The organism is Listeria sp. SHR_NRA_18 (assembly GCF_003856515.1).
Lineage (GTDB): Bacteria > Bacillota > Bacilli > Lactobacillales > Listeriaceae > Listeria_A > Listeria_A newyorkensis.
In genome coordinates, this window is the sequence record NZ_QPKR01000001.1 from 56,995 (window position 1) to 78,162 (window position 21,168).

The 21,168-nt window shown below is 43.8% G+C and carries 23 protein-coding genes; 20 read left to right on the top strand and 3 right to left on the bottom strand.

Annotation, left to right across the window (positions count from 1 at the left end):
• Positions 1 to 340: 340 nt before the first annotated feature.
• The 3 genes from DUK53_RS00360 (at position 341) to DUK53_RS00370 (ending at position 3,220) form a co-directional block, all read left to right on the top strand.
• The gene (locus DUK53_RS00360; protein ID WP_036133229.1) at positions 341 to 1,963 is read left to right on the top strand and encodes a putative polysaccharide biosynthesis protein; all 1,623 of its coding nucleotides are present in this window, start codon (positions 341 to 343) and stop codon (positions 1,961 to 1,963) included.
• 18 nt (positions 1,964 to 1,981) lie between these two features.
• Positions 1,982 to 2,179, top strand: coding sequence for a hypothetical protein (locus DUK53_RS00365; RefSeq protein ID WP_036089024.1), 198 nt, complete (start codon positions 1,982 to 1,984; stop codon positions 2,177 to 2,179).
• 114 nt (positions 2,180 to 2,293) lie between these two features.
• Positions 2,294 to 3,220, top strand: coding sequence for an ABC transporter permease (locus tag DUK53_RS00370; protein WP_036133227.1), 927 nt, complete (start codon positions 2,294 to 2,296; stop codon positions 3,218 to 3,220).
• Between the two features lie 51 nt (positions 3,221 to 3,271).
• Here DUK53_RS00370 and DUK53_RS00375 read toward each other — a convergent pair whose 3' ends face one another.
• Positions 3,272 to 4,114: an NAD(P)H-hydrate dehydratase gene (locus DUK53_RS00375; protein ID WP_036089028.1), complete on the bottom strand. Its 843-nt coding sequence runs from the start codon at positions 4,112 to 4,114 to the stop codon at positions 3,272 to 3,274.
• 119 nt (positions 4,115 to 4,233) lie between these two features.
• Here DUK53_RS00375 and DUK53_RS00380 point away from each other — a divergent pair, with 119 nt between their 5' ends.
• The 10 genes from DUK53_RS00380 to DUK53_RS00425 all read left to right on the top strand — a co-directional run bounded on the left by DUK53_RS00380 (position 4,234) and on the right by DUK53_RS00425 (position 12,803).
• Positions 4,234 to 4,641 (top strand): NUDIX hydrolase, encoded by a 408-nt coding sequence (locus DUK53_RS00380; protein ID WP_036089029.1) that lies wholly within the window; start codon positions 4,234 to 4,236, stop codon positions 4,639 to 4,641.
• Positions 4,642 to 4,723: 82 nt separating this feature from the next.
• Complete coding sequence (gene pepV / locus DUK53_RS00385) at positions 4,724 to 6,136, top strand: dipeptidase PepV (protein ID WP_036089030.1); 1,413 nt, start codon at positions 4,724 to 4,726, stop codon at positions 6,134 to 6,136.
• 134 nt (positions 6,137 to 6,270) lie between these two features.
• A complete protein-coding gene (dat, locus tag DUK53_RS00390) occupies positions 6,271 to 7,134 on the top strand; it encodes a D-amino-acid transaminase (RefSeq protein ID WP_036089032.1) in 864 nt (287 codons plus the stop codon).
• Between the two features lie 69 nt (positions 7,135 to 7,203).
• A complete protein-coding gene (locus DUK53_RS00395) occupies positions 7,204 to 7,554 on the top strand; it encodes a nuclear transport factor 2 family protein (RefSeq protein ID WP_036089034.1) in 351 nt (116 codons plus the stop codon).
• Between the two features lie 158 nt (positions 7,555 to 7,712).
• Positions 7,713 to 8,156, top strand: a complete 444-nt coding sequence (locus DUK53_RS00400; protein WP_036089036.1) for a MarR family winged helix-turn-helix transcriptional regulator — start codon at positions 7,713 to 7,715, stop codon at positions 8,154 to 8,156.
• Positions 8,153 to 9,628, top strand: coding sequence for a multidrug efflux MFS transporter MdrM (gene mdrM, locus DUK53_RS00405; RefSeq protein WP_036089039.1), 1,476 nt, complete (start codon positions 8,153 to 8,155; stop codon positions 9,626 to 9,628). Before DUK53_RS00400 ends, mdrM begins: the two co-directional genes overlap by 4 nt.
• Positions 9,629 to 10,100: 472 nt before the next feature.
• On the top strand, positions 10,101 to 10,913 hold the full coding sequence (locus DUK53_RS00410) for a phosphotransferase family protein (protein ID WP_036089040.1): 813 nt from the start codon (positions 10,101 to 10,103) through the stop codon (positions 10,911 to 10,913).
• Entirely contained in the window at positions 10,904 to 11,545 is a 642-nt protein-coding gene (trmB, locus tag DUK53_RS00415) for a tRNA (guanosine(46)-N7)-methyltransferase TrmB (RefSeq protein ID WP_036133225.1), read from the top strand. The genes DUK53_RS00410 and trmB overlap by 10 nt, the downstream gene beginning before the upstream one ends.
• A gap of 64 nt (positions 11,546 to 11,609) precedes the next feature.
• Complete coding sequence (locus DUK53_RS00420; RefSeq protein WP_036133223.1) at positions 11,610 to 12,476, top strand: MBL fold metallo-hydrolase; 867 nt, start codon at positions 11,610 to 11,612, stop codon at positions 12,474 to 12,476.
• Positions 12,477 to 12,569: 93 nt separating this feature from the next.
• The gene (locus DUK53_RS00425; RefSeq protein WP_036089045.1) at positions 12,570 to 12,803 is read left to right on the top strand and encodes a metal-sensing transcriptional repressor; all 234 of its coding nucleotides are present in this window, start codon (positions 12,570 to 12,572) and stop codon (positions 12,801 to 12,803) included.
• Between the two features lie 43 nt (positions 12,804 to 12,846).
• On the opposite strand, the gene DUK53_RS00430 is transcribed toward DUK53_RS00425, so the two are convergent.
• Positions 12,847 to 13,158: a PepSY domain-containing protein gene (locus DUK53_RS00430; RefSeq protein ID WP_036089047.1), complete on the bottom strand. Its 312-nt coding sequence runs from the start codon at positions 13,156 to 13,158 to the stop codon at positions 12,847 to 12,849.
• Positions 13,159 to 13,345: 187 nt separating this feature from the next.
• On the opposite strand from DUK53_RS00430, the gene DUK53_RS00435 reads away from it, so the two are divergent.
• Both DUK53_RS00435 and DUK53_RS00440 read left to right on the top strand, forming a co-directional pair.
• Positions 13,346 to 14,419, top strand: a complete 1,074-nt coding sequence (locus DUK53_RS00435; RefSeq protein WP_036089049.1) for a M42 family metallopeptidase — start codon at positions 13,346 to 13,348, stop codon at positions 14,417 to 14,419.
• A complete protein-coding gene (locus DUK53_RS00440) occupies positions 14,412 to 14,636 on the top strand; it encodes a hypothetical protein (RefSeq protein ID WP_036089050.1) in 225 nt (74 codons plus the stop codon). Before DUK53_RS00435 ends, DUK53_RS00440 begins: the two co-directional genes overlap by 8 nt.
• Positions 14,637 to 14,657: 21 nt before the next feature.
• Here DUK53_RS00440 and DUK53_RS00445 read toward each other — a convergent pair whose 3' ends face one another.
• Positions 14,658 to 15,101 carry a YtoQ family protein gene (locus DUK53_RS00445; RefSeq protein ID WP_036089052.1) on the bottom strand — a complete coding sequence of 148 codons (444 nt, stop codon included), beginning with the start codon at positions 15,099 to 15,101 and terminating at the stop codon, positions 14,658 to 14,660.
• 134 nt (positions 15,102 to 15,235) lie between these two features.
• Here DUK53_RS00445 and DUK53_RS00450 point away from each other — a divergent pair, with 134 nt between their 5' ends.
• From DUK53_RS00450 to murC, 5 genes are all read left to right on the top strand, one after another.
• On the top strand, positions 15,236 to 15,547 hold the full coding sequence (locus DUK53_RS00450; protein WP_036089053.1) for a thioredoxin family protein: 312 nt from the start codon (positions 15,236 to 15,238) through the stop codon (positions 15,545 to 15,547).
• Between the two features lie 21 nt (positions 15,548 to 15,568).
• Positions 15,569 to 16,366 (top strand): DUF1444 domain-containing protein, encoded by a 798-nt coding sequence (locus DUK53_RS00455; RefSeq protein ID WP_036089055.1) that lies wholly within the window; start codon positions 15,569 to 15,571, stop codon positions 16,364 to 16,366.
• A 5-nt stretch (positions 16,367 to 16,371) separates the two neighbouring features.
• Positions 16,372 to 16,983: a YtpR family tRNA-binding protein gene (gene ytpR / locus DUK53_RS00460; RefSeq protein ID WP_036089056.1), complete on the top strand. Its 612-nt coding sequence runs from the start codon at positions 16,372 to 16,374 to the stop codon at positions 16,981 to 16,983.
• A gap of 255 nt (positions 16,984 to 17,238) precedes the next feature.
• Positions 17,239 to 19,506, top strand: a complete 2,268-nt coding sequence (locus DUK53_RS00465; RefSeq protein WP_036133221.1) for a DNA translocase FtsK — start codon at positions 17,239 to 17,241, stop codon at positions 19,504 to 19,506.
• A gap of 295 nt (positions 19,507 to 19,801) precedes the next feature.
• Positions 19,802 to 21,139, top strand: a complete 1,338-nt coding sequence (murC, locus tag DUK53_RS00470; RefSeq protein WP_036133218.1) for a UDP-N-acetylmuramate--L-alanine ligase — start codon at positions 19,802 to 19,804, stop codon at positions 21,137 to 21,139.
• The last annotated feature ends 29 nt before the right edge of the window (positions 21,140 to 21,168 follow it).

A 21,168-nucleotide genomic window follows, 5' to 3' on the forward strand; every position in this document is an offset into this window, starting at 1 on the left:
ACGAAGAGAAAGAAGTTTTTTATTTTTTTAAGTAGGATGTATATTTTGCTTTACACGAATCGAGCGAAAGCGTTTGTATTCAGGTGAGTTAGTGAAAGCCGGAAGCGGAGCATACTTGTGTATGTGAGAACCGGAAGTTCGCTAACTCACCTGAATGCGAGCGCTTGTCGCCGATTTTTTTTGCTTATGGACCAAACTTTTTTCAACTAATCATTGCAAGCTTGTGCAAGAAGGAGTAAACTAAAATTTAGTTGAGTTTTAAACAAATCAGTATTTCATGAAAAACGAGAGTTAATAATCGGCTCAGGAAACGAGCACTTCACAATAAAGGACGAGGTCTATGTCTTCATCAAAACTACTTCGAGGAACTTTCATTTTAACGTTGGGAACTTTTATTTCTAAATTTTTAGGTCTGTTTTATGTCATTCCGTTTTATTGGATTATGGGTGGCGCTGGACCGATGACATTGTATAATTTCGGGTATGTCCCGTATCAAATTTTTCTAGGTATCGCAACGGCGGGTGTTCCGCTTGCGGTCGCGAAATATGTTGCGAAATATAACGCGATTGGCGAGTACGAAATCGGGCGTCGTTTATTCCGAACGGGCGTTTACTTAATGCTTGCAACGGGGGTTGTCAGCTTTATCGCTATGTATGCGTTAGCGCCTGTACTCGCTGGGCTGCAATCGATTGAAGGTAGTGGTTATACGGTCGAGGACGTGACGGGAGTTATTCGTGCGGTTAGTTTCGCGCTCATCGTTATCCCGGTTATGAGCCTGATTCGTGGGTTCTTCCAAGGGTACCAATCGATGGGCCCCTCAGCGGTTTCTCAAGTTATCGAGCAAATTGTCCGCATTGCGTTCCTGCTTGTCGGTTCAGCAACAGTGCTGTATATCCTGCACGGTACCATCGTTAGCGCCATTAGTATCGCCACATTCGCAGCCTTCATCGGCGCATTGGCGAGTCTGGCCTGCCTACTTTGGTACTTCTTCAAACGCAAAAAAGGTCTCGATGCCCTGTTACGAACGAGTAAAGGCGAAGTGACGGTCTCATTACCGTCGATGTACAAAGATATTTTCATTACGGCGGTGCCATTCGTTGTTGTCGGCATTGCCAGCTCACTTTACCAACAAATTGACCAGTTCACGTTTGGCCGAATTTTGACATGGATTGGCTACAGCGGTCATGAAGCGGAGAATTTACTCGGTATCGTTAACTTCAGTGCGCAAAAATTAGTCATCATTCCAGTCAGTTTAGCGACTGCGTTTTCGATGACGATTGTGCCACTTGTGACGGCGGCTTATGCGCGTGGCGAACAGGAAAACGTGAAAAAGCAACTAAACGATGTTTTCCAAGTACTACTTTTCATCACGTTACCGGCATGTATCGGGATGTCCTTACTCGCAGAACCGCTTTACACAGTGTTTTATGAACATGATCCAGCAGGGATTCAAATCTTGGCGTTCTATGCGCCAGTCGCGATTTTGCTATCTTTATTCAGTGTAACAGCGGCGATTTTGCAAGGAATTGATGAACAGCGATTCACGATTTTGAGCCTGCTTATCGGTTTATTGACGAAATCCGTTTTTCAAATGCCGCTAATGATGTGGATGGGAGCGCGCGGTTCCGTTGCTGCGACTGGACTTGGCTACACTGTGTCCGTTATTTTCGCGATGATCATCATTCGGAAATACGCGAACTACAATTTCAGCGTTATCCTAAGAAGAACAGTCTTAATGTTACTCCTGAATTTAGCGATGGCAATCTCCGTATTGCTCGTATATCAAGGGTTGACGATGTTTATTAATCCAGAAACGAAATTCAATTCGATGATTCTACTCATCCTTTGTGGTGGGGTAGGCGCGCTCGTGTACGGCTATCTGAGCTTGCGACTACGTCTATTCGACAAAGTATTTGGCCCAAGAGCCGCAACAATTCGCCGGAAACTGCGCATGAAAGCATAAAAGGGAGGCAAACGCATCATGGAAAAACGAACAAGAAAGCGGTCAAAAGAAGCACGGCGAGCTCGCATATTTTTGATACTCGGCGTACTCTGTGTCATCGCAGGGCTGGGCGCACTATTTCTAGACTACACTTGGGTTGCCGTTCCATTCGCCATGCTCGCTGCATTACTAGTTGGCATGACGATTGGATTAAAACTTCCAAGAACGAAAGAATAACGAATAAAGCTTGCAGGTCGAATTCAGACATCGCAAGCTTTTTTTGCGCTATTAAAAAAGGTTAGGAGATGCTATAATTAGAAATATGGAAAATTGTAAAAAGGAGCTATACATATGAAAAATTTGGGTCATGCAATCACAGAACAGTTCAGCTATCAAAGGAAATCAAGACGGCTTCTCTGGCTACTTCTCGGTATTTTAGTTGTTTGTTGTCTGTCCAGTTTCAATCAATACGAGGCTTGGAAGTCGCCGAATGAGGATTTGAAGGCGGCGCTTGCATCCAATAAGAGCATTGGTTATACGCTTGAGCAAGCACTCGCAGCGGATCAAGTGATTACGAAAGTAGATGGCGTTGAATCCAGTGACAATCCGATTAAATATTTTTATTATGAAGCTAAGACGCAAAAAGCTGCGTTAAATCCTTGGAATGCGCCGAATCAATTTTTCACATCTTTGGCGGTGGTTGTGTTGCCCGTTATGTGGGGACTATACTGTATTTTAACGACATTAGGCACGAATAAAGCGGGGCACGAGATTCGGAGTTACCGCAGTTCTTTTTTTGGAAAACTAATCGCACTCTGCATCGTGGGCATCGGAGTAGTCACATTTGCAACGATTCTATCGATTATTGTCCAGTTTGTGGCCAACGCAATGCTTGGTATTCACGTGCATGCGCCAGCGCCAGACCTCGCTCAATTGCCGATTCAAACGGCGTACCAATGCCTTGTTTTCACACTATTCGCGAGCTTCTTTTTCTTCCTAGCAACGTGGACGAAATCGCAAAAAATCAGTATTCTCACACTAGCAATCTACATGCTCCTCATCCCAAATCTAGGCGGTTTTGATCTTAAAAATCTGCTTTTGCTATCGCTTGATAATATTTACAACACGTCCGCCTCCACGATGGATATCATGAAAGGCCAGCCGACCGATATGTGGCTCGGCTACACCATTATCGTCTGCCTATGGATCGGTTTTGGCTTTTTCACCTATCACTATACAAAATTAAAACAAGACCCTAAAGCAACTGTTCCGCGCTGAAAATAGCAAAAAAGCTTACACGCGCAATGGAAAACGTGTAGGCTTTATTAATTAATATGGATTGTCGTCAGTTTCGCTAAACTTCTTCAAATAATACGGAATTTGTTCGGCGACTTCGGTTGGCAAAACAACATATTTCTTTTTCGCCAGCGTTTCACCGATATAACTATGCAAAAATACAGCGGTGAGGACGGCGTGTTTCGGTTTTTCTAGCTGTCCGAGTAATCCGGCGATCATTCCGGCCAGCGTGTCGCCCATACCGCCCGTTGCCATCGCTGGTGTACCGTATATATTTTGCCAAATATCTTCGCCGATATAGACACGCGTGCGGTGATCCTTCAACACAACAATCGCATCGAAATCAGTCGCAAAATCTTGATTCTTCATGTCATCCAGATTCTCCGTCTCCATATGCGTCAATCGTTCCCATTCCTTACGATGAGGCGTAAAAATGAGCGTCGCATCCGGCTTTTTGAAATTTTGCGAAGCGTACAACGTAATCCCGTCCCCATCAATCACAACCCGCTGCTCGGCATGCGCATACTCACAAACGATCTCTAAAAGCTGTCCCGCCGTTTCATTCACACCCAGGCCAGGCCCAATCAAAATCGTATCAAATTGCGGCAAAACTTCCATCAAATAATCCGTATCATTAAAATCGAGGCACATCGCTTCGGGCAGTCTCGCATGAAGCGCCGAACGATTCACTGGATGCGTCGCGACCGTTACAAGCCCAGCACCGCTATAAATCGCGCCTTGCGCAGCCATAATGATCGCGCCGCCAAGCCGTTCATTCCCGCCAATCAATAAAACACGACCATAATCACCTTTATTCGACTCATCTTCGCGCTGCTTAATCCAAGCACAGATAACCTTTGGCGTGATTTTCTTCATTTTTGCAACATCCTTTCTCGATTTTCTTTTTCAGTATGTATTATATAGTATTCATTATAAACCTACTTGCCAAATTGTCCAATTTAGTATAACCTATGCAGAAAAGGAGTGAAAGTAAAATGAAACCAATTTTTCCAGCAGTAAAAGCAGTTATTATACATAACGGTCACTTTTTAGTTTTGAAGAAAGCGGGCGTGGAAGGGGATGTGTGGGAACTTCCTGGTGGTCGGATGAACTTTGGCGAAACGAAAGGCGAGGCATTATTCCGCGAGGTGCAAGAAGAAACGGGGCTTCAAGTCCAGCCATTTATTCTCTACGATACGTGGGAATTTTTCCAACCAGAATATCAAATTACGGGCGTGATTTACTTGTGCGAAAAACCGGATGGCGAAGTGCGGCTTTCGAGTGAACACCAAGCGTATGACTGGTTTCCGCTGGAAGCGAGCAGTCTAGAGCGAATGGACGTTGTGTTTGCGTCGCGGATGGTACGATGGGATTTTGAGGCGATTCAAGGATTTATGGCGTAATTCACCTCAAAATGCTTTCATACGAGTGCAAAAGGGTATACAATGGAGAAGGTAAACTAACTGTTGAAGGGATTGTTATAATATGAGTACGATCAATTGGCAAGAGGAAGTAGAGAAACGCCGCGAGGATTTCAAACGTGATTTATTTGCGATTTTGAGCATTCCAAGTGTGCGCGATGATTCCAAAGCAACGGAGGACGCACCGTTTGGCCCCGACGTGAAAAAAGCATTGGATTTTGCTTTAGAACTAGCGGCAAAAGACGGTTTTACAACGAAAGAAGTTGGCAATGTTGCAGGTCATGCGGAGTTCGGTCAAGGCGAAGAATTAGTCGCAGCGCTTGGTCACGTAGATGTGGTGCCGGTTGGCGATGATTGGTCACACGATCCATTTGATCCAATTTTAAAAGACGGTAAGGTGTTCGCACGAGGCTCAGCGGATGACAAAGGCCCAGCGATGGCTGCTTACTACGCGATGAAAATTATTAAAGAACTAGATTTACCGCTATCACGCCGCGTTCGGATGATTTACGGTTCAGATGAAGAAAGCGGTATGTCTTGTGTGGAACGCTATTTCGAAACGGAAGAACAGCCAACGATGGGCTTTGTTCCAGATGCTGAATTCCCGATTATCCACGCTGAAAAAGGTATTTCTGAACTTGATATTTCGTTCAAAGATGGCGAAAAAGAAGGAAACGCTGATTTCCGCCTTATCAGTTTTGAATCTGGCGCGCGTTACAACATGGTTCCAGATCACGCGAAAGCTGTTTTGGAAAACGTGAAGGATTTCGACGTCCTTTCTAAAAATTTCGCAGCGTATCAAAAAGAAACAAAATTAGCTGGTGAACTAGTAGAATCAGGTAATTCTGTGACGATTTCTATGGTCGGTAAAGCGGCGCATGCGATGGAGCCGAACAATGGTATCAATGCAGGACTTCATTTAGTAGCATTCCTTGGCAAATTCACGCAAACGGGAGCTGCAAGTGATTTTATAACATTTGGTAAAGATTACTTATATGGCGATTCGCGTGCGATGAAACTTGGCATTCGTTATGAAGACGATGAGAGTGGCGAATTGACAATGAACGTTGGTGTGATCCGTTATAGCGTGGAAGAAGGCGGCCGTTATGGCTTGAATTTCCGTTATCCGGTAACCGCGAACATGGATCAGCTGAAGCTTAAAATGGAAACAGTCGTTAATGAATACAATGGTCAATATACGCATTACGACGATTCTAAACCGCTATTCGTGCCAAAAGACCATCCACTAATCCAAACGTTGCAAGAAGTTTACACGAACCAAACGGGCGAAGAAGCAACATTACTCGCTATTGGTGGCGGAACTTATGCGCGTCACATGGAGACTGGGGTTGCGTTTGGAGCGCTATTCCCAGGCCGCGAAGACACGATGCACCAAAAAGATGAGTTCGCGTATTTCGACGATTTAATTAAAACAATCGCAATTTACGCCGAAGCCCTTTACAAACTAGCGAAGTAAAGTATATAATTGAAAAAAATTAAGATTCAGACTGAATGTAGCAGAGGAACGAAACGCTGGTTTTAACCTCTGCTTTGGTCTTGATTGGAATTTTTAGATAGTTGCAAAAACATTCGCGAAGGAGTGCTGAAGAGATGAAAGTATTAGTGAAGAACCAATTAATAGAACGTGATGAAGCAAAAGTTGATGTTGAAGATAGAGGTTACCAGTTCGGAGACGGGGTTTACGAGGTTATTCGTATGTATAATGGCCAATTTTTTACATATGATGAGCATATCGAGCGTTTGTATGCGAGCGCGGCTAAAATTGATCTTGTGATTCCTTATAGCAAGCCGGAATTGCGTGCGCTTGTGGACAGTTTGATGGAAGCGAACAATATTGGGACTGGTAATGTGTATCTTCAAATCACGCGTGGGGAGCAGTCGCCACGTAATCATGTGATTCCAAGCACGCCGCCGGAAGCTGTGCTCACCGCCTCTGCTAGTGAAGTTCCGCGTGATACGACGCTATTTGAGAACGGCCGCAAAGCGATTCTGGAAGAGGACGTTCGCTGGTTGCGTTGCGATATTAAGAGCCTTAATTTACTGGGAAATTCGATTGCAAAAAATAAAGCGCATCAAGCTGGGGCGTTTGAAGCAATTCTGCATCGCGGGGAAAACGTGACGGAAGGCTCTGCGGCGAATGCTTACATGATTAAAGATGGTAAATTAATCACGCATGCCTCTAACAACCTGATTTTAGAGGGAATTACACGCCAGGTTATTTTGCGAGTGGCAGAAGAGAACGGGATTCCTGTTGTTGAATCTGGCTTTACGCTCACGGATTTGGCTGCGGCGGATGAGGTATTCATTTCCAGCACGACGATTGAAGTGACGCCGATTATTGAAATTGACGGGAAAGTCGTTGGCGATGGCAAACGTGGACCGATAACGAAGAAATTGCACGACGCCTTCACAAAAGAGATTATGAAGCAATGTGGCGAATTGGCAGTAAACTAAAAATAACGAGACCGGATGGGTTCATGAGTAGATGAATCGATTCGGTTTTTTGATGGGGAGGTTTTAAAAATGGATCCTTCACTAAAAGCGCATTTGCAATATTTGGAGGAGCAGTTGCTACAACCAGAAGTTCGATCGTCTCGGGAAGCGTTACAGCGTATCTTGGCGGAGAATTTTTTTGAGTTCGGGAGTTCTGGGCGCGTGCTTTACAAAAATGAGTCGATTGGTGAAGAGGGAATTGGGGAAGTGGAGATGGCTTTGAGCGATTTTGAAATTCAGGAATTAGCGGAAGATGTTGTTTTGGCGACGTATCGCATTTTTAATGTCACGCAAAAGCAAGAATCACTACGAAGCTCAATCTGGAAATTCAAGGATGCTAGATGGCAACTCGTTTTTCATCAGGGAACGAAATGTATATAAATAATGACATATAAAAAATATTCGTTGCTATACGGTTATTGTGCCCGCTTTCATGAAAAAAGCTACTTGACATCGTGCGTAATCGGCGTATAATAAGCGTTGTTAATAGTTCGCATACGAATCTTTCGCTTGTGAACATTAAAGGAGGAGAACAGAATTTGGACGAGAAATTAATACGCGAGGTGGTTCTCTCATTTCGAACGATGCAGCAAAAAATACACCATTATTTACAAGAAGAGGCAACGAAGCGTGACATTACAACTGTGCAATTATTTTCGCTAGGTACGTTGAAAAGAGAGCCACATTTAACGCTTGGGGAACTGGCAGAGCGTGTACGCGTGAATAAAAGCACGATGAGCGGGATTGTCGATCGATTGGTGAAGGCGAATTACTTAACGCGGGGACGTGATGAAGGGAATCGTCGGGCGCTGAATTTACAGCTAACCCAAGAAGGCCTCGCAAAAGTGGACGAAACGTATGATGTTTTTTTTAACCGTTTAGAGGCGGTTTTGGAAATAGACTCGGAAGAACTGAGGGCAATGCTCGCAACACATGACAAAATGATTGCGTTACTAGAACGAAAAGGAGAAACGAAACAATGAATATGAAAGCAGCAAGTGATGGAATTAAAACAAACGGTATCTTAATCGTAATGCTGATGGGGGCATTTGTCACGATCTTGAACCAGACGCTTATGAACGTGGCACTACCAAGCATTATGACGGACTTCAATATTACGGCGAGTCAAGGACAATGGTTGACAACAGGATTTATGCTGGTCAATGGTGTCATGATTCCGATGACGGCCTTTTTAATTGAGCGATTTACGACAAGACAACTATACTTATTTGCGATGATTACGTTTGCCATTGGTACGACGATTTCTGGTTTTGCAGGGGATTACACCGTACTTATTATCGGGCGGATGGTGCAAGCGATTGGTGCGGGTATCGTGATGCCGCTTTTGACCGTGGTTGTACTTAATCTCTTTCCGATGGAGCGGCGCGGTAGAGCGATGGGTTTGATTGGCCTTGCGATGAACTTTGCGCCAGCGATCGGACCGACTTTATCTGGTTGGATTGTGCAAGAATATGATTGGCGAAATCTTTTTTACATTATTATTCCATTCGCGATTCTCGATGTTGTCGTGGCCTTTTTCTTACTAAAAAATGTCGGGAAACGTACTTTTCCAAAATTGGATTTCCTCGGGGTTATTTTATCGACCATCGGGTTTGGTAGTTTATTACTAGGATTCAGTAACGCAGGGGATCATGATTTCCTATCTGCAAAAGTGCTAGGATTCGTCTTATTAGGATTTGTTGTTTTAGCAGTATTTATTTGGTATCAAGGTCGCGCGAAAGCACCTTTGCTAAACTTCAACGTGTTTAAACACAGAACATTTACTTTGACAACAACGATTAGTTTCTTCGTCATGATGGGATTATATGGCGGTATGTTATTATTCCCGATTTTCTTACAAAGTGTACGACATTTTACACCGCTAGAATCAGGGCTCGTGCTTTTACCGGGGGCTGTGATGACCGCGGCACTTTCACCGGTAACGGGAATTATGTTTGACCGATTTGGTGCGAAATATTTGTCATTAATTGGGCTTGTTATCATGGCTGTAACGACATTCATGTTTACAAACCTTGATGAAAGCACGACTTTAACGTATATCGTCGTTGTGCAAACGATTCGGGCAAGCGGGATGGCGATGGTCATGATGCCGCTCCAAACAGCCGCGCTCAACTCGTTACCACTATCAATGGCGGCACACGGCTCGGCAATGTTTAACACCGTCCGGCAAATTGCGGGGTCGCTCGGAACGGCGCTACTCATAACCACTATGTCAAAAAGTGCGAAAAGCTTCGGCGAGAACTTGACGGCGGCGGATGTTGCAGGTAAAACGAAAGAACAGATTGCGAATCATGTGTTGATTCACGGGATTGAGACAGCATTCTTGGTTTCCTCGATTCTTTCTGTGATTGCTGTCATTTTGGCGATATTTATTAAGAAGAAAAAACAATCATTGGCTCCCATTGTGACTAAAACGGAAGTCATCGAACATTAATGTGGATCTCTGGACTTGGCTTTTGGCTGGGTTTGGAGGTTTTTTGTTTTTGGCATATCGGGTTTTTGGGTATGTTAGTTCGAACAACTGGGGTGGATTACATGCTTGCTTCGTTCTCATGCATATTGGGCTCGTAATTCACTTTGTTCAAACGATCGGGAAGGATTACATGCTCACTTCGCTCTCATGCATATTGGAACTGTAATTCACTTTGTTTCAAACAGTTCCAACAAATACGAACATACGTTGACTTGACGGGAGGGGCGAAGAGAAGTAAAATTTAAAAGGTAGCTATTAAGGAATTGTGATAGCTCTTTTTTTATCCATCTTTCTAAAGTACATAGTATTGCGCTGGAATTTTATTATATCTCGAAATTTTTGGCGTACCAACAGGGGTTGTGTAAGAGCTAGATTCGTCGTTAATAATAATGAAATATAGAAAGACAACGACGTAAGTGAAGGTGAATGTAGAATGGAAGATAATTTGTTTGGGCAAGATTGGGAAATAGAGCCGGCGGGCGGGGAAACTGGAAAGGCCTTCGTCGCGATTCATGAAGACGAAAAATTCTTTTTAAAAAAGAATTCCTCGCCTTTTTTAGCTGCGCTTTCTGTTGAAAATATTGTGCCGAAATTAATCTGGACGCGGCGGGTTGAAAACGGGGATGTCATTACGGCGCAGAAATGGATTAATAATGGGCAGACATTGACGGCAAAAGAGATGCGAGAACCGCGTGTGGCTAGATTGCTCGGAAAAATTCACCAATCGGAGGCGTTGCGGGATATGCTGCAACGTATTGAAAAAAAGGACTATTCTTGCTTCCATTTGCTAGAAAAAGTGACGGATGGTATTGGTAATCTGAATCCACTGGATACGAAAGTTTCGGAGGCATACCGTTATTTGCTGGCGAATGTGGATGAACTGGAAGAGGGGCGCCACGTTGTCTGTCACGGTGATGTGAACCATAATAATTGGTTGCTTTCAGAAGGAAACGAGCTGTATCTTGTTGACTGGGATGGCGCGATGCTTGCTGATCCTGCGAATGATCTGGGCGTTTTATTGTATCAGTATGTTCCGTATGATGAGTGGGACGGTTGGCTTAGCGAATATGGTCAGGAGTTGACGCGCGCTTTTTATACACGGGTGAAATGGTTTTCTATCTGTCAGGTTTTGATGGCGATGAATTGGCAATTTGAGCATGACCGGAAACCGGAACTTGCTCGTTTGGAAATACTTTTGAAAAAAATAATGGAAGATAATGAGGTGTACGCAACGTTATGCGAGTAAAACATAAACCGTGGGCGCGGGAGAAAATTCTGGCTCACCCAGAAGTATGTGTGGCAAATCCTGAGGAGTTAAAGGGGAAATGGCACCAACTGTTTGGAAACGAGAATCCGATTCATATTGAAATTGGGACTGGAAAAGGGCAGTTTGTAACAGGAATGGCGCAGGCGAATCCGGATATTAATTATATTGGTATTGAAGTCGTGGAAAGTGTGTTGATTACAGCGCTCGACAAGGCGCTTGCGGCGGGAATTCCGAATTTGCGCTTGCTATCTGTGGATGGTGCGGATTTATTGGAGTATTTCGAAGTCGGGGAAGTTGCGCGGGTTTATTTGAATTTTTCTGATCCGTGGCCGAAGAAGCGGCATGCGAAACGTCGATTGACACATCCGCGCTTTTTGAATATTTATAAAGCGTTGTTGCCGACAGAAGGCGAGATTCATTTCAAAACGGATAATCGCAGTTTGTTTGAATATTCGCTTGTGGCGTTTTCGGAGTATGGTGTTTTGTTAACTTACTTGTCGCTTGATCTTCATAACAGCTCGTTTGAAGGGAATATTATGACGGAGTATGAAGAGAAGTTTTCAGCACAAGGTTTTCCGATTTATCGTTTAGAGGCGACATTTAAATCATAGTGAAAGGCTAGAGTTTCCAGCATTATGGTTACTCTGGCTTTTTTAGTTTAAAGGAGGACAAAAAATGGATACTTTGCGGGTAGGGGAGATAACGATTCATTGGTTGCGCGGCGGTGTGACGCATTTCGATGGTGGCGCGATGTTTGGCGCTGTCCCGAAGGCATTATGGAGCAAAAAACATGAGGTGAACGAGAAAAATCAGATTCGCTGTGTGACGGATCCGATGTATTTTGAATATCAGGGCAAGCATTATCTTATTGATGCGGGTATTGGCGTTTGTCGGTTGACGGAGAAGCAAAAACGTAATTTCGGTGTCGTGGAAGAATCGTTTATTTTGGAAGATTTAGCGACGCTTGGTGTGCGGCCGGAAGATATTGATTGTATCCTGATGACGCATCTGCATTTCGATCATATCGTTGGCTTGACGGATACGAACGGAGAAAGCATTTTCAAGAACGCGACGATTTACACGACGGAAGCGGAATGGCAAGAAATTCGCGAACCAAATATTCGTTCCAAAGCAACATACTGGCCTGAAAATTGGCAGGGAATCGCGAGCCAAATACAGACATATGCGCAACATCTGGAATTAAATGACGCAATTTCATTAGAGAAAACTGGCGGACATAGCAATGGGCACGCGGTGATTCGGATTGATAGTCAAGGCGAATCGGCTATTCATATGGCGGATATTTTCCCGACGCATGCCCATCAAAATGTGCTATGGGTGACAGCGTATGATGATTATCCAATGGACTCAATTTTTGCGAAGGAGCGGATTCGGAATGAGCTGGACGGGACGGGGAAATGGTTGCTCTTTTATCATGACTCTTTCTATCGCGCTTTGCAATTCGATGTGGATGGAAATGTGACGGATAAAGTAATAGCGGACAGGGGAATTTATTATACCTCCATATGGTATATGAATTAGTAACCTGTATAGGGGGTTGTGACGAACATTATCTATGAATGGTTTTTTGGGACATGAATAAAAATTAGATTCTTATCGCTAGGGGGTATACCTATGTCAGAGGTTAGAAAATCAATTTCCAACCGGTTCGCTAAAATCGAAGGGCATGTGAGATCCATCAAGAAAATGACGGATGAGGAGCGTTCATATGAAGAAATTATGCTACAAGTTGCTGCGGTGAAAAAAGCGTTGCAAAGTGCCGAAAAAGTCATTTTCAGCGAACAGATGAAAGATATGGTGGACAGCGGCACGTATGATCAAAAACGCGTGGATAGTTTTATTAAATAAAAAAACTGCAGGCGCATCATTGGCCTGCAGTTTCGTATTTCTATCAGGTTAAGTAAACGTCAATAACTGTTCCAGTCGTCGCGTCTGCGATAAATTCGAATTGTTTCTTCTCGCCATCACGAATCGCTGTGATACCACCGTGATACACGAACGTATCCATCGCGAATTTTTTGTAATGTTGTTTTTTCAGTTGAATCCACGAGCCTTCGATTGGCCCTTCTTTTTTGAATGCTTCTTTGACGTTTTCAAGAATTACATCGCCTGAAATGGTCTTTGGCTCGAGTAGGTAATGGTTGATAAGATGACCCGCGGCTGCTCCTGCTGCAACACCTGTAATAAATACTTTCCAGTTCATTGTTTGCCTCCCTAAATCTTACTTGTCTTCTCTTTTTTAGCTTTACTGTGTCTTATTATACCCTCTAAACTAAAAATATAAAAGCCTTTACATCGAAGGGCGCCGATTTGGTTAGCCGAATTCTTAGACGTAACGTTTCTGGAAGTGGTATAATGCTAGAGATATCACCGAAAAGGACTGATGATAAGTGGAAAAAGAAACGTTGGAGTTATTTAAAACATTAACGGAGTTGCCAGGCACGTCTGGAAACGAGCAGTTTGTGAGAGATTTTGTAAGAAAAGAAATTACGCCGGTCTCTGATGAAGTGATTCAAGACGGTTTAGGCGGTATTTTTGGTGTGCGTCATGGCGCGGAAGATGGGCCGAGAATCCTTGTTGCTGGCCATTTGGATGAGGTTGGTTTCATGGTGACGCGGATTACGGATAATGGGATGATCGCTTTCCAAACGCTTGGTGGCTGGAATCCGCAAGTTCTGCAAGCGCAACGAGTGCAACTGATTACGGCGAATGGGCCGGTTATTGGTGTGGTAGCGTCTGTTCCGCCGCATTTGTTGACCGAAGCAGAACGAAGCAAGCCGACAGATCCGAAAAACTTGTTAATCGATATTGGTGCGGATGATCGTGACGATGCGATTGCGATTGGCGTGAAACCTGGACAACAAATCGTTCCGGTTGCTGAATTTACACCACTTGCTAACCCGAAAAAAATCATGGCAAAAGCGTGGGATAATCGCTACGGCGTCGGTCTTGCAATCGAGCTTTTAAAAGCGGTGAAGGATGATACGTTGCCAAATACGCTGTTTGCGGGCGCGAATGTGCAAGAAGAAGTTGGGCTTCGTGGCGCTGGTGTTAGTGCGCATATGATTCAGCCGGATATCTTTTTCGCGCTTGATGCGAGTCCGGCGAATGATACGACAGGTGATAAGACGCAGTTCGGCCAAATAGGGCAAGGCTTCTTAATGCGGATTTTTGATCGGACGATGATTATGCATCGCGGTATGCGTGAATTCCTGCTGGATACCGCGGAGTCCAACAAGATTCCGTATCAATATTTCATTTCGCCAGGTGGAACGGATGCTGGGAAAGTACACACGTCGAACAGTGGGATTCCGAGCGCGGTTATCGGTGTTCCGGCGCGTTACATCCATTCCTCCAACTCGATTTTGCACGTGGATGATTACGCGGCGGCAAAAGAAATGATTACAACAATTGTTCGTACCCTTGATAAAACAACATGGGAAACGATTCGCAATAATGCTTAAAAAATGGTGGCGGCATCCAGTTATTCTGACGGGGAGTATCATGTTCCTCTCGGCGCTCGTTTTCTTGATAGGGTATTTCTTTCACGTTCCTTATTTGAAAGAAACGGAGCTCGGGTGGATTTTGACAACGCTTATCGGTGGCGTACTCGTCTTGGGATTCGGCTTTATGTGGTATTGGAAAGATCAAGTAAACGCGAAAAAGCGCCTCCGTGAATGAGGTGCTTTTTCATGGGAAAGACTATGCAAAAATGTAATCGATAACTTGCGCGGCTTGTTCGATCGTATCCACGGTGACATTTGCTTTCTCAGATAGCTCTTTTAACGGATGGTGTAGCGATTCTGGGCGGATAACAATCGTTGGTTTCCCAAGTGCGATTGCAGTTGCAGCATCTGTGGCGGTGTTCCATTGCTTGAATTTCTCGCCGAATAGAGCAATTACTAAATCTGCTTTTTTCAAATGTAGTTCGGTACGTAGGTTATTGATTTTTGAAGCTTGTAAATCCTTGTAGACGGCATTCGGTTGTTCGCCTAGCACGTGTTCGCCGATTGCGTCGGATAGATCGTGATTTTCTTGCGGTCCATAAAAATGGAAGTGAACACCTGGTTTTTCCTTCAGGCTAGCTCGCAATTGATCGCGCCAATCCGAATGAATTTCGCCTGCTAAATAAATATGATAGTCCATCAAAAAACGCCTCCTTTCTTGCTATAATAGAAGAAAATGCATCCGATAGCAACTTTTGTGAGCGTAATTCTTTACTAATTTTCGTGGGGGCTTTAGGATTAAGTAAGTAGGAACAAGAAGGAGTCGAGTGAGTGATGAAACATTTAGAAACAATGGAAGAATTTAATGCGTTAAAAAATAATGGTAAAACGATTTTTATGTTCAGTGCGGATTGGTGTGGGGATTGTAAATTTATCGAGCCGGTGATGCCTGAAATTGAGGCGGAACATGATGATTTTACGTTTTCGCATGTGGATCGTGACCAGTTTATCGACCTCTGCGCTGACTTGGCGATTTTCGGTATTCCGAGTTTCTTGGTGTTTGAAGATGGCGAGGAAATCGGTCGGTTTGTCAGTAAGGATCGCAAAACGAAAGAAGAAATTACGGATTTTATTGACGCGTTATAAGGAAGAGGGGAGGGCGCTACGATGAAAATGACAACGATGAAGATGAAGGAAAGGCTCGAAAAAGAGCTTGCTGGCGCGAACCGTACATTCCGTTATAATCGGGAGAAGGATACGCTAAAAGTGACGGAAGCGGGCAATTCAATCACGCTTTCCATCCCGCAAATTATCGCGAATTGGGAAGAACAGGCGGACGTAGCGGTTGAAAAAATCGTGTATTATGTCGAGGAAGGTTTGAAAGCGTCGCAGCATACGATGGATATTCAGGCGAGTTTGCCGAACGTTTATCCGGTCATTCGGGCGACGTCTTTTCCGCAAAAAACGAAAGACGGGAAGGCGCTTTTGACTGAAAAACACACAGCGGAAACGGCGATTTTTTACGTGGTGGATGTCGGTGCTTCGTATCGCTTTATCGAGGAAGAGAGCTTGGAAAACACGGATGTGACGATAGACGATGTCAGGCTGGCGGCGTTTGCGAACTTGCGCACGCGGGCGACGACAACGAAAAAAGATTCGGTGAGCGGTAATGATTATTATTTCGTGCGAACAAATGATGGGTATGATGCAAGTCGGATTTTGAATGAGCCGTTTTTAGAGGAAATGCGTGCGCGTATCGATGGAGAAATGGTGCTCGCTGTGCCGCATCAGGACGTGTTGATCATCGCGGATATTAGAAATAATACAGGCTATGACGTGTTGGCGCACATGACGATGCAGTTTTTTGCGGACGGCCTTGCACCAATTACCTCTTTACCTCTCGTGTATAATGATGGTAAACTAGAACCGATCTTTATTATGGCCAAAAACAGACCAAAGGAGTAGTTAACGTGATTGTAAATGCATTTTATAACGAAAAAGGAGTAGGGGACACGCTTTTAGTCCACCTCAAGGATGTAGAAAAAACGGATTTTGAATCAAAAGGAAATGTAACGCGTATCTTTGACGTTGAAACAGGCGAAACGGTTGCGATTAATATTTTCGACGTATCGAAAAAGCGCGCGTTTGATGCGGTTGGCAAGGTTTCGCTGACGCTTGAAGATGTGGCGTTTATCAACAAAGAGTTAGCGGATAACGGCTTTGATTTTGTGGTTGAAGCGGATCTTTCGCCTAAATTCGTCGTTGGTTATGTGGTGTCGAAGGAAAAACATCCGAATGCGGACAAATTAAATGTATGCCAAGTTGATTTGGGAGATAAAACAGTGCAAATCGTATGCGGTGCGCCAAATGTTGATGCAGGACAAAAAGTAGTCGTTGCAAAAATAGGCGCGGTAATGCCGAGTGGTCTGATTATTAAACCGTCCAATCTTCGCGGGGAAGACTCGTTTGGAATGATCTGTGCGGCGCGCGAATTGGCGATTCCGAATGCGCCAGAAGAAAAAGGAATCATGGTCTTGGATGCTGATTATGAAGTTGGCGCAGCCTTTCCCGTTTCCTTCTAGTGCTTGAATAAAGCAGCTTTTTTAACGAAAAGCTGTTTTATTTTCGTGGTATATCGTATACAATATGGATTTAAATTGTTCTTTTTCTCGAGTTATGTCTGGATATAAGTTTAAGTTATGCACGCATTAACGCTTATATATAGCCGTTTTTCACAGTTTTTCGACGAGCTACCACATTCATAATAGCTTTATCTAAATTTCTCTGTTAGAATCAGTTTAAGAAATGGTTAAAAAAATAATAGGTAGTGATATAGTATGGGATGGTTTAAAGAATTTTTCTTCGCTGATCGAGATGCGGAGTATGAAGAAGTAGAAGTGGCTAAGCCGAAAAAAGAGGCAGAAACAGCGCCACCAGTTCAATTAGCAGCCGTAAAGGAAATTAAGAAAACGACAAATACACCGCGTGGCAATACGCAATCAACGAAACAAAAGCGTGAAGTCCACGCTAAAGTGATGTATCAATATCCAAAAGGCGAGTTCCGCTTTCCGCTCATTCCTGATGGACAAAAACAAGTAGAAACAAAACAAGAACTACATAAAACCCCGATACCGCGCCAAACACCGAGAACCCAATCACCAAATACAGTGGCGCCGAAATTTGAGAAGAAACGTCCGTTTAGACCAACCGATGTCCCTTCTCCAGTTTTTGCTTTCCAAAAAAGACCAAGTCGTTTTGAGTTTGATATCACAAAAGAACCAGAAACGAGTGATGCGGTTCATGAAGTGATCGAGGAGCTAGTAGCTGTTGTTGAACCGATGCATGAGGAAGTTGCTCCTGAGTTTGTAGCTGACTTTGAGGTCGAAGCAGAGCCTGTTGTTGTAGAAGAAATCGAGGAAATCCCGCCGGTTGTGGAAGAGGAAATTTTACAAGAAGAAGAGGTTCCTGTTGCGCCACAACGTATTGAGCTCATTCATGAGGCGCCGAAACCGGAGAAAGTAGAACAACGAGAGCACAGTGCACCGCCGAAAACGAGGATTCCATTTAATGTGATGATGGTGAATCAAGACAAGCAACACGTCGAACAGAAAAAAGCAGAAGTGGTAGCGGTGGAAGAACCAGAAATAGCCCCTGTTTTCCCGACAGAACAACATCTGAGAGAAGACGCGAGCGGCTATTATTTCCCATCCCTAGATTTGCTAAAACCACCTGTCTTTGAAAATGAGGACGAGGAGTGGTTGGCGTTTCAAGAGGAACTTTTGAATGAGACGCTAGAGAATTTTAACGTGTCTGCAAAAGTCGTTAACGTTACGCAAGGTCCAGCGGTAACGCGTTTTGAAGTCCAGCCAGAAAAAGGCGTGAAGGTCAGCAAAATCACGAATTTGACGGATGATATCAAGTTAAGCCTCGCTGCAAAAGATATTCGAATCGAGGCGCCAATCCCTGGGAAGAGCACGATCGGGATTGAAATTCCGAATGAAACGAGCCGCCCTGTGATGCTGTCAGAAATTATGAATAGTCAGGCGTTCCAAACGAGTAAGTCACCGTTAACGGCGGCGCTTGGACTCGATATTTCTGGTATGCCAATCGTGACGGACTTGCAAACGATGCCGCATGGATTAATCGCTGGGGCAACGGGTTCGGGTAAGAGTGTATGCATCAACTCGTTACTCATTAGTCTGCTCTATAAAGCGACGCCGGACGAGTTGAAGTTATTACTTATCGATCCGAAAATGGTCGAACTTGCCCCGTACAATCGCATTCCGCATCTTGTCAGCCCGGTTATTACTGACGCCAAAGCCGCAACAGCCGCGCTTAAATGGGCAGTCGAAGAAATGGAGCGCAGGTATCAGTTATTTTCACATGCAGGCGTTCGAAATATGGAGAAATTTAACGAATATTTTTCCCATCCAGAACATTCCGGTGAAAAATTACCGTATATCCTGATTATTATAGATGAATTAGCCGATTTGATGATGGTGGCGCCAAATGATGTAGAAGAAGCCATTAGTCGGATTGCACAAAAAGCAAGAGCTTGTGGCATCCATATGATTGTCGCGACGCAGAGGCCTTCTGTAGACGTTATAACAGGGCTCATCAAGGCGAATATCCCGACGCGTGTTTCATTCTCTGTATCCTCTCAAATCGACTCCAGAACGATCATCGATACCGGTGGAGCCGAGAAATTACTTGGAAAAGGGGACATGCTCTTCTTACCAAGTGGGTCATCGAAGCCGGTCCGTTTACAAGGCACATATGTTGGCGATCAAGAAATCGACGCCGTCATTGCCCATGTGCGGAATCAGGCAGAACCGAACTATTTATTTAAACAAGAAGAACTCCTCGAACGCGAAATTGCCAAAGAAGAAGAGGATGATTTATTCGATGAAGCGTGCGATTTTGTACTGGCACAAAATGGTGCTTCGACGTCGCTTTTGCAACGTCATTTTCGAATTGGCTATAATCGTGCCGCAAGATTGATGGAGGCATTAGAAAAGCATAGTATTGTTTCAGAAACGAATGGGTCGAAACCGCGAGACGTCATTATCACCCGAGAACAATTAGAAAAAATACGTGATAATTAATACATCAGTAGTTCTATTAGCGTATAAAAATGTACTTTATTTCGAATAAAAGCGTAAAAACATAAGTCCTTGGATATAAATTTCCCACAAGGATTTCTAAATGGGCGAGAAAGTGCTATAATTACCTAGTGAGATTTTTCGGTCACAGCGTAGATAAACATCAAACACACGTTTAAACAGTAATACAAGAAGATGTCTAGAAATAATAAAAATAATGAAAATGCTTTTTTTAGTTGGGCAACACACTATTTTTTAGGCTACCTCTTCAAAGATTAAAATTCTGGGGGTTCAATTAATGACGACGTATCATTTTGTTGGGATTAAAGGGTCAGGTATGAGTGCGCTGGCTCAAATTATGTTTGATAAAGGTTTCTGTGTGCAAGGAAGCGATGTTGAGAAATACTTCTTTACACAGAAAGCACTAGAAGACGATGGCATTAAGATTTTACCATTTTCTGAAGATAATATTCATGAAGGCTTAACCATCATTGCTGGGAACGCGTTTAAGGACGAACATCCAGAGATTAAGAAAGCAATGGATATGGGATTACCGGTTATTCGTTATCACAAGTTTTTAGGGCAATTAATTGATGGTTATACAAGTATCGCTGTCACTGGTTCGCACGGAAAAACATCGACGACGGGGCTTCTTTCTCATGTGCTAGAAGAGTTACGCCCGACATCTTATTTGATTGGCGATGGCACTGGAAAAGGTAATCGTGATGCTGAGTATTTTGCTCTGGAGGCGTGTGAGTACCAACGTCATTTCCTAGCTTATTCCCCGACATATGCGATTATGACGAATATTGATTGGGACCATCCCGACTATTTCAAGAGCGAGGATGACGTATTCAGTGCGTTCGAATCGTTCGGAAAACAAGTGAAGAAAGCCGTTTTTGCATTGGGCGATGATAAGCAGTTACGTCGTTTGAAACTAGATATTCCGATTGTTTATTTCGGTTTCGGAGACGATAATGAGTTCCAAGCTAAAAACATTATTAAAGAGACGACGGGTTCGACGTTTGACGTGTATCATAACGGCGAATTTTATGGTAATTTCGTCATTCCAACATACGGTGATCATAACGTACTTAACGCGCTCAGTGTTATTGCGCTTAGTGAATATGAAAAAATTGCAGCCGCAGATGTAGCGAAAGAATTACGTACATTTGAAGGTGTGAAGCGCCGTTTTAGCATCACGGAGAAAAAGGATCAAGTGCTAGTGGACGATTACGCACACCATCCTTCTGAAATCAGAGCGACGGTTAATGCAGCGAGACAAAAATATCCAGATCGTCAAGTCGTGGCCGTTTTCCAACCACATACATTTACGCGTACACAAGCATTCTTGCAAGGTTTTGCGGATAGCTTGAACTTGGCTGACGAAGTATATTTATGTGATATTTTCGGCTCAGCCCGTGAAAATCGAGGCACACTAACGATTCAAGATTTAGCCGCGAAAACAAAAGGCAATCACGTGATTCAAGAACAACACACCGAAAGCCTGTTAGCATACCCGAATGCAGTTATCCTATTTATGGGAGCTGGAGACGTTCAAAAGTTCCAAGCAGCATATGAAGGTGTTCTCGACGCAGGTGTGGAAATAATGGAAGAAAAGCGAGCAGTAAATTAATAGAATGAATGAGGAACTGTAGATTAGGA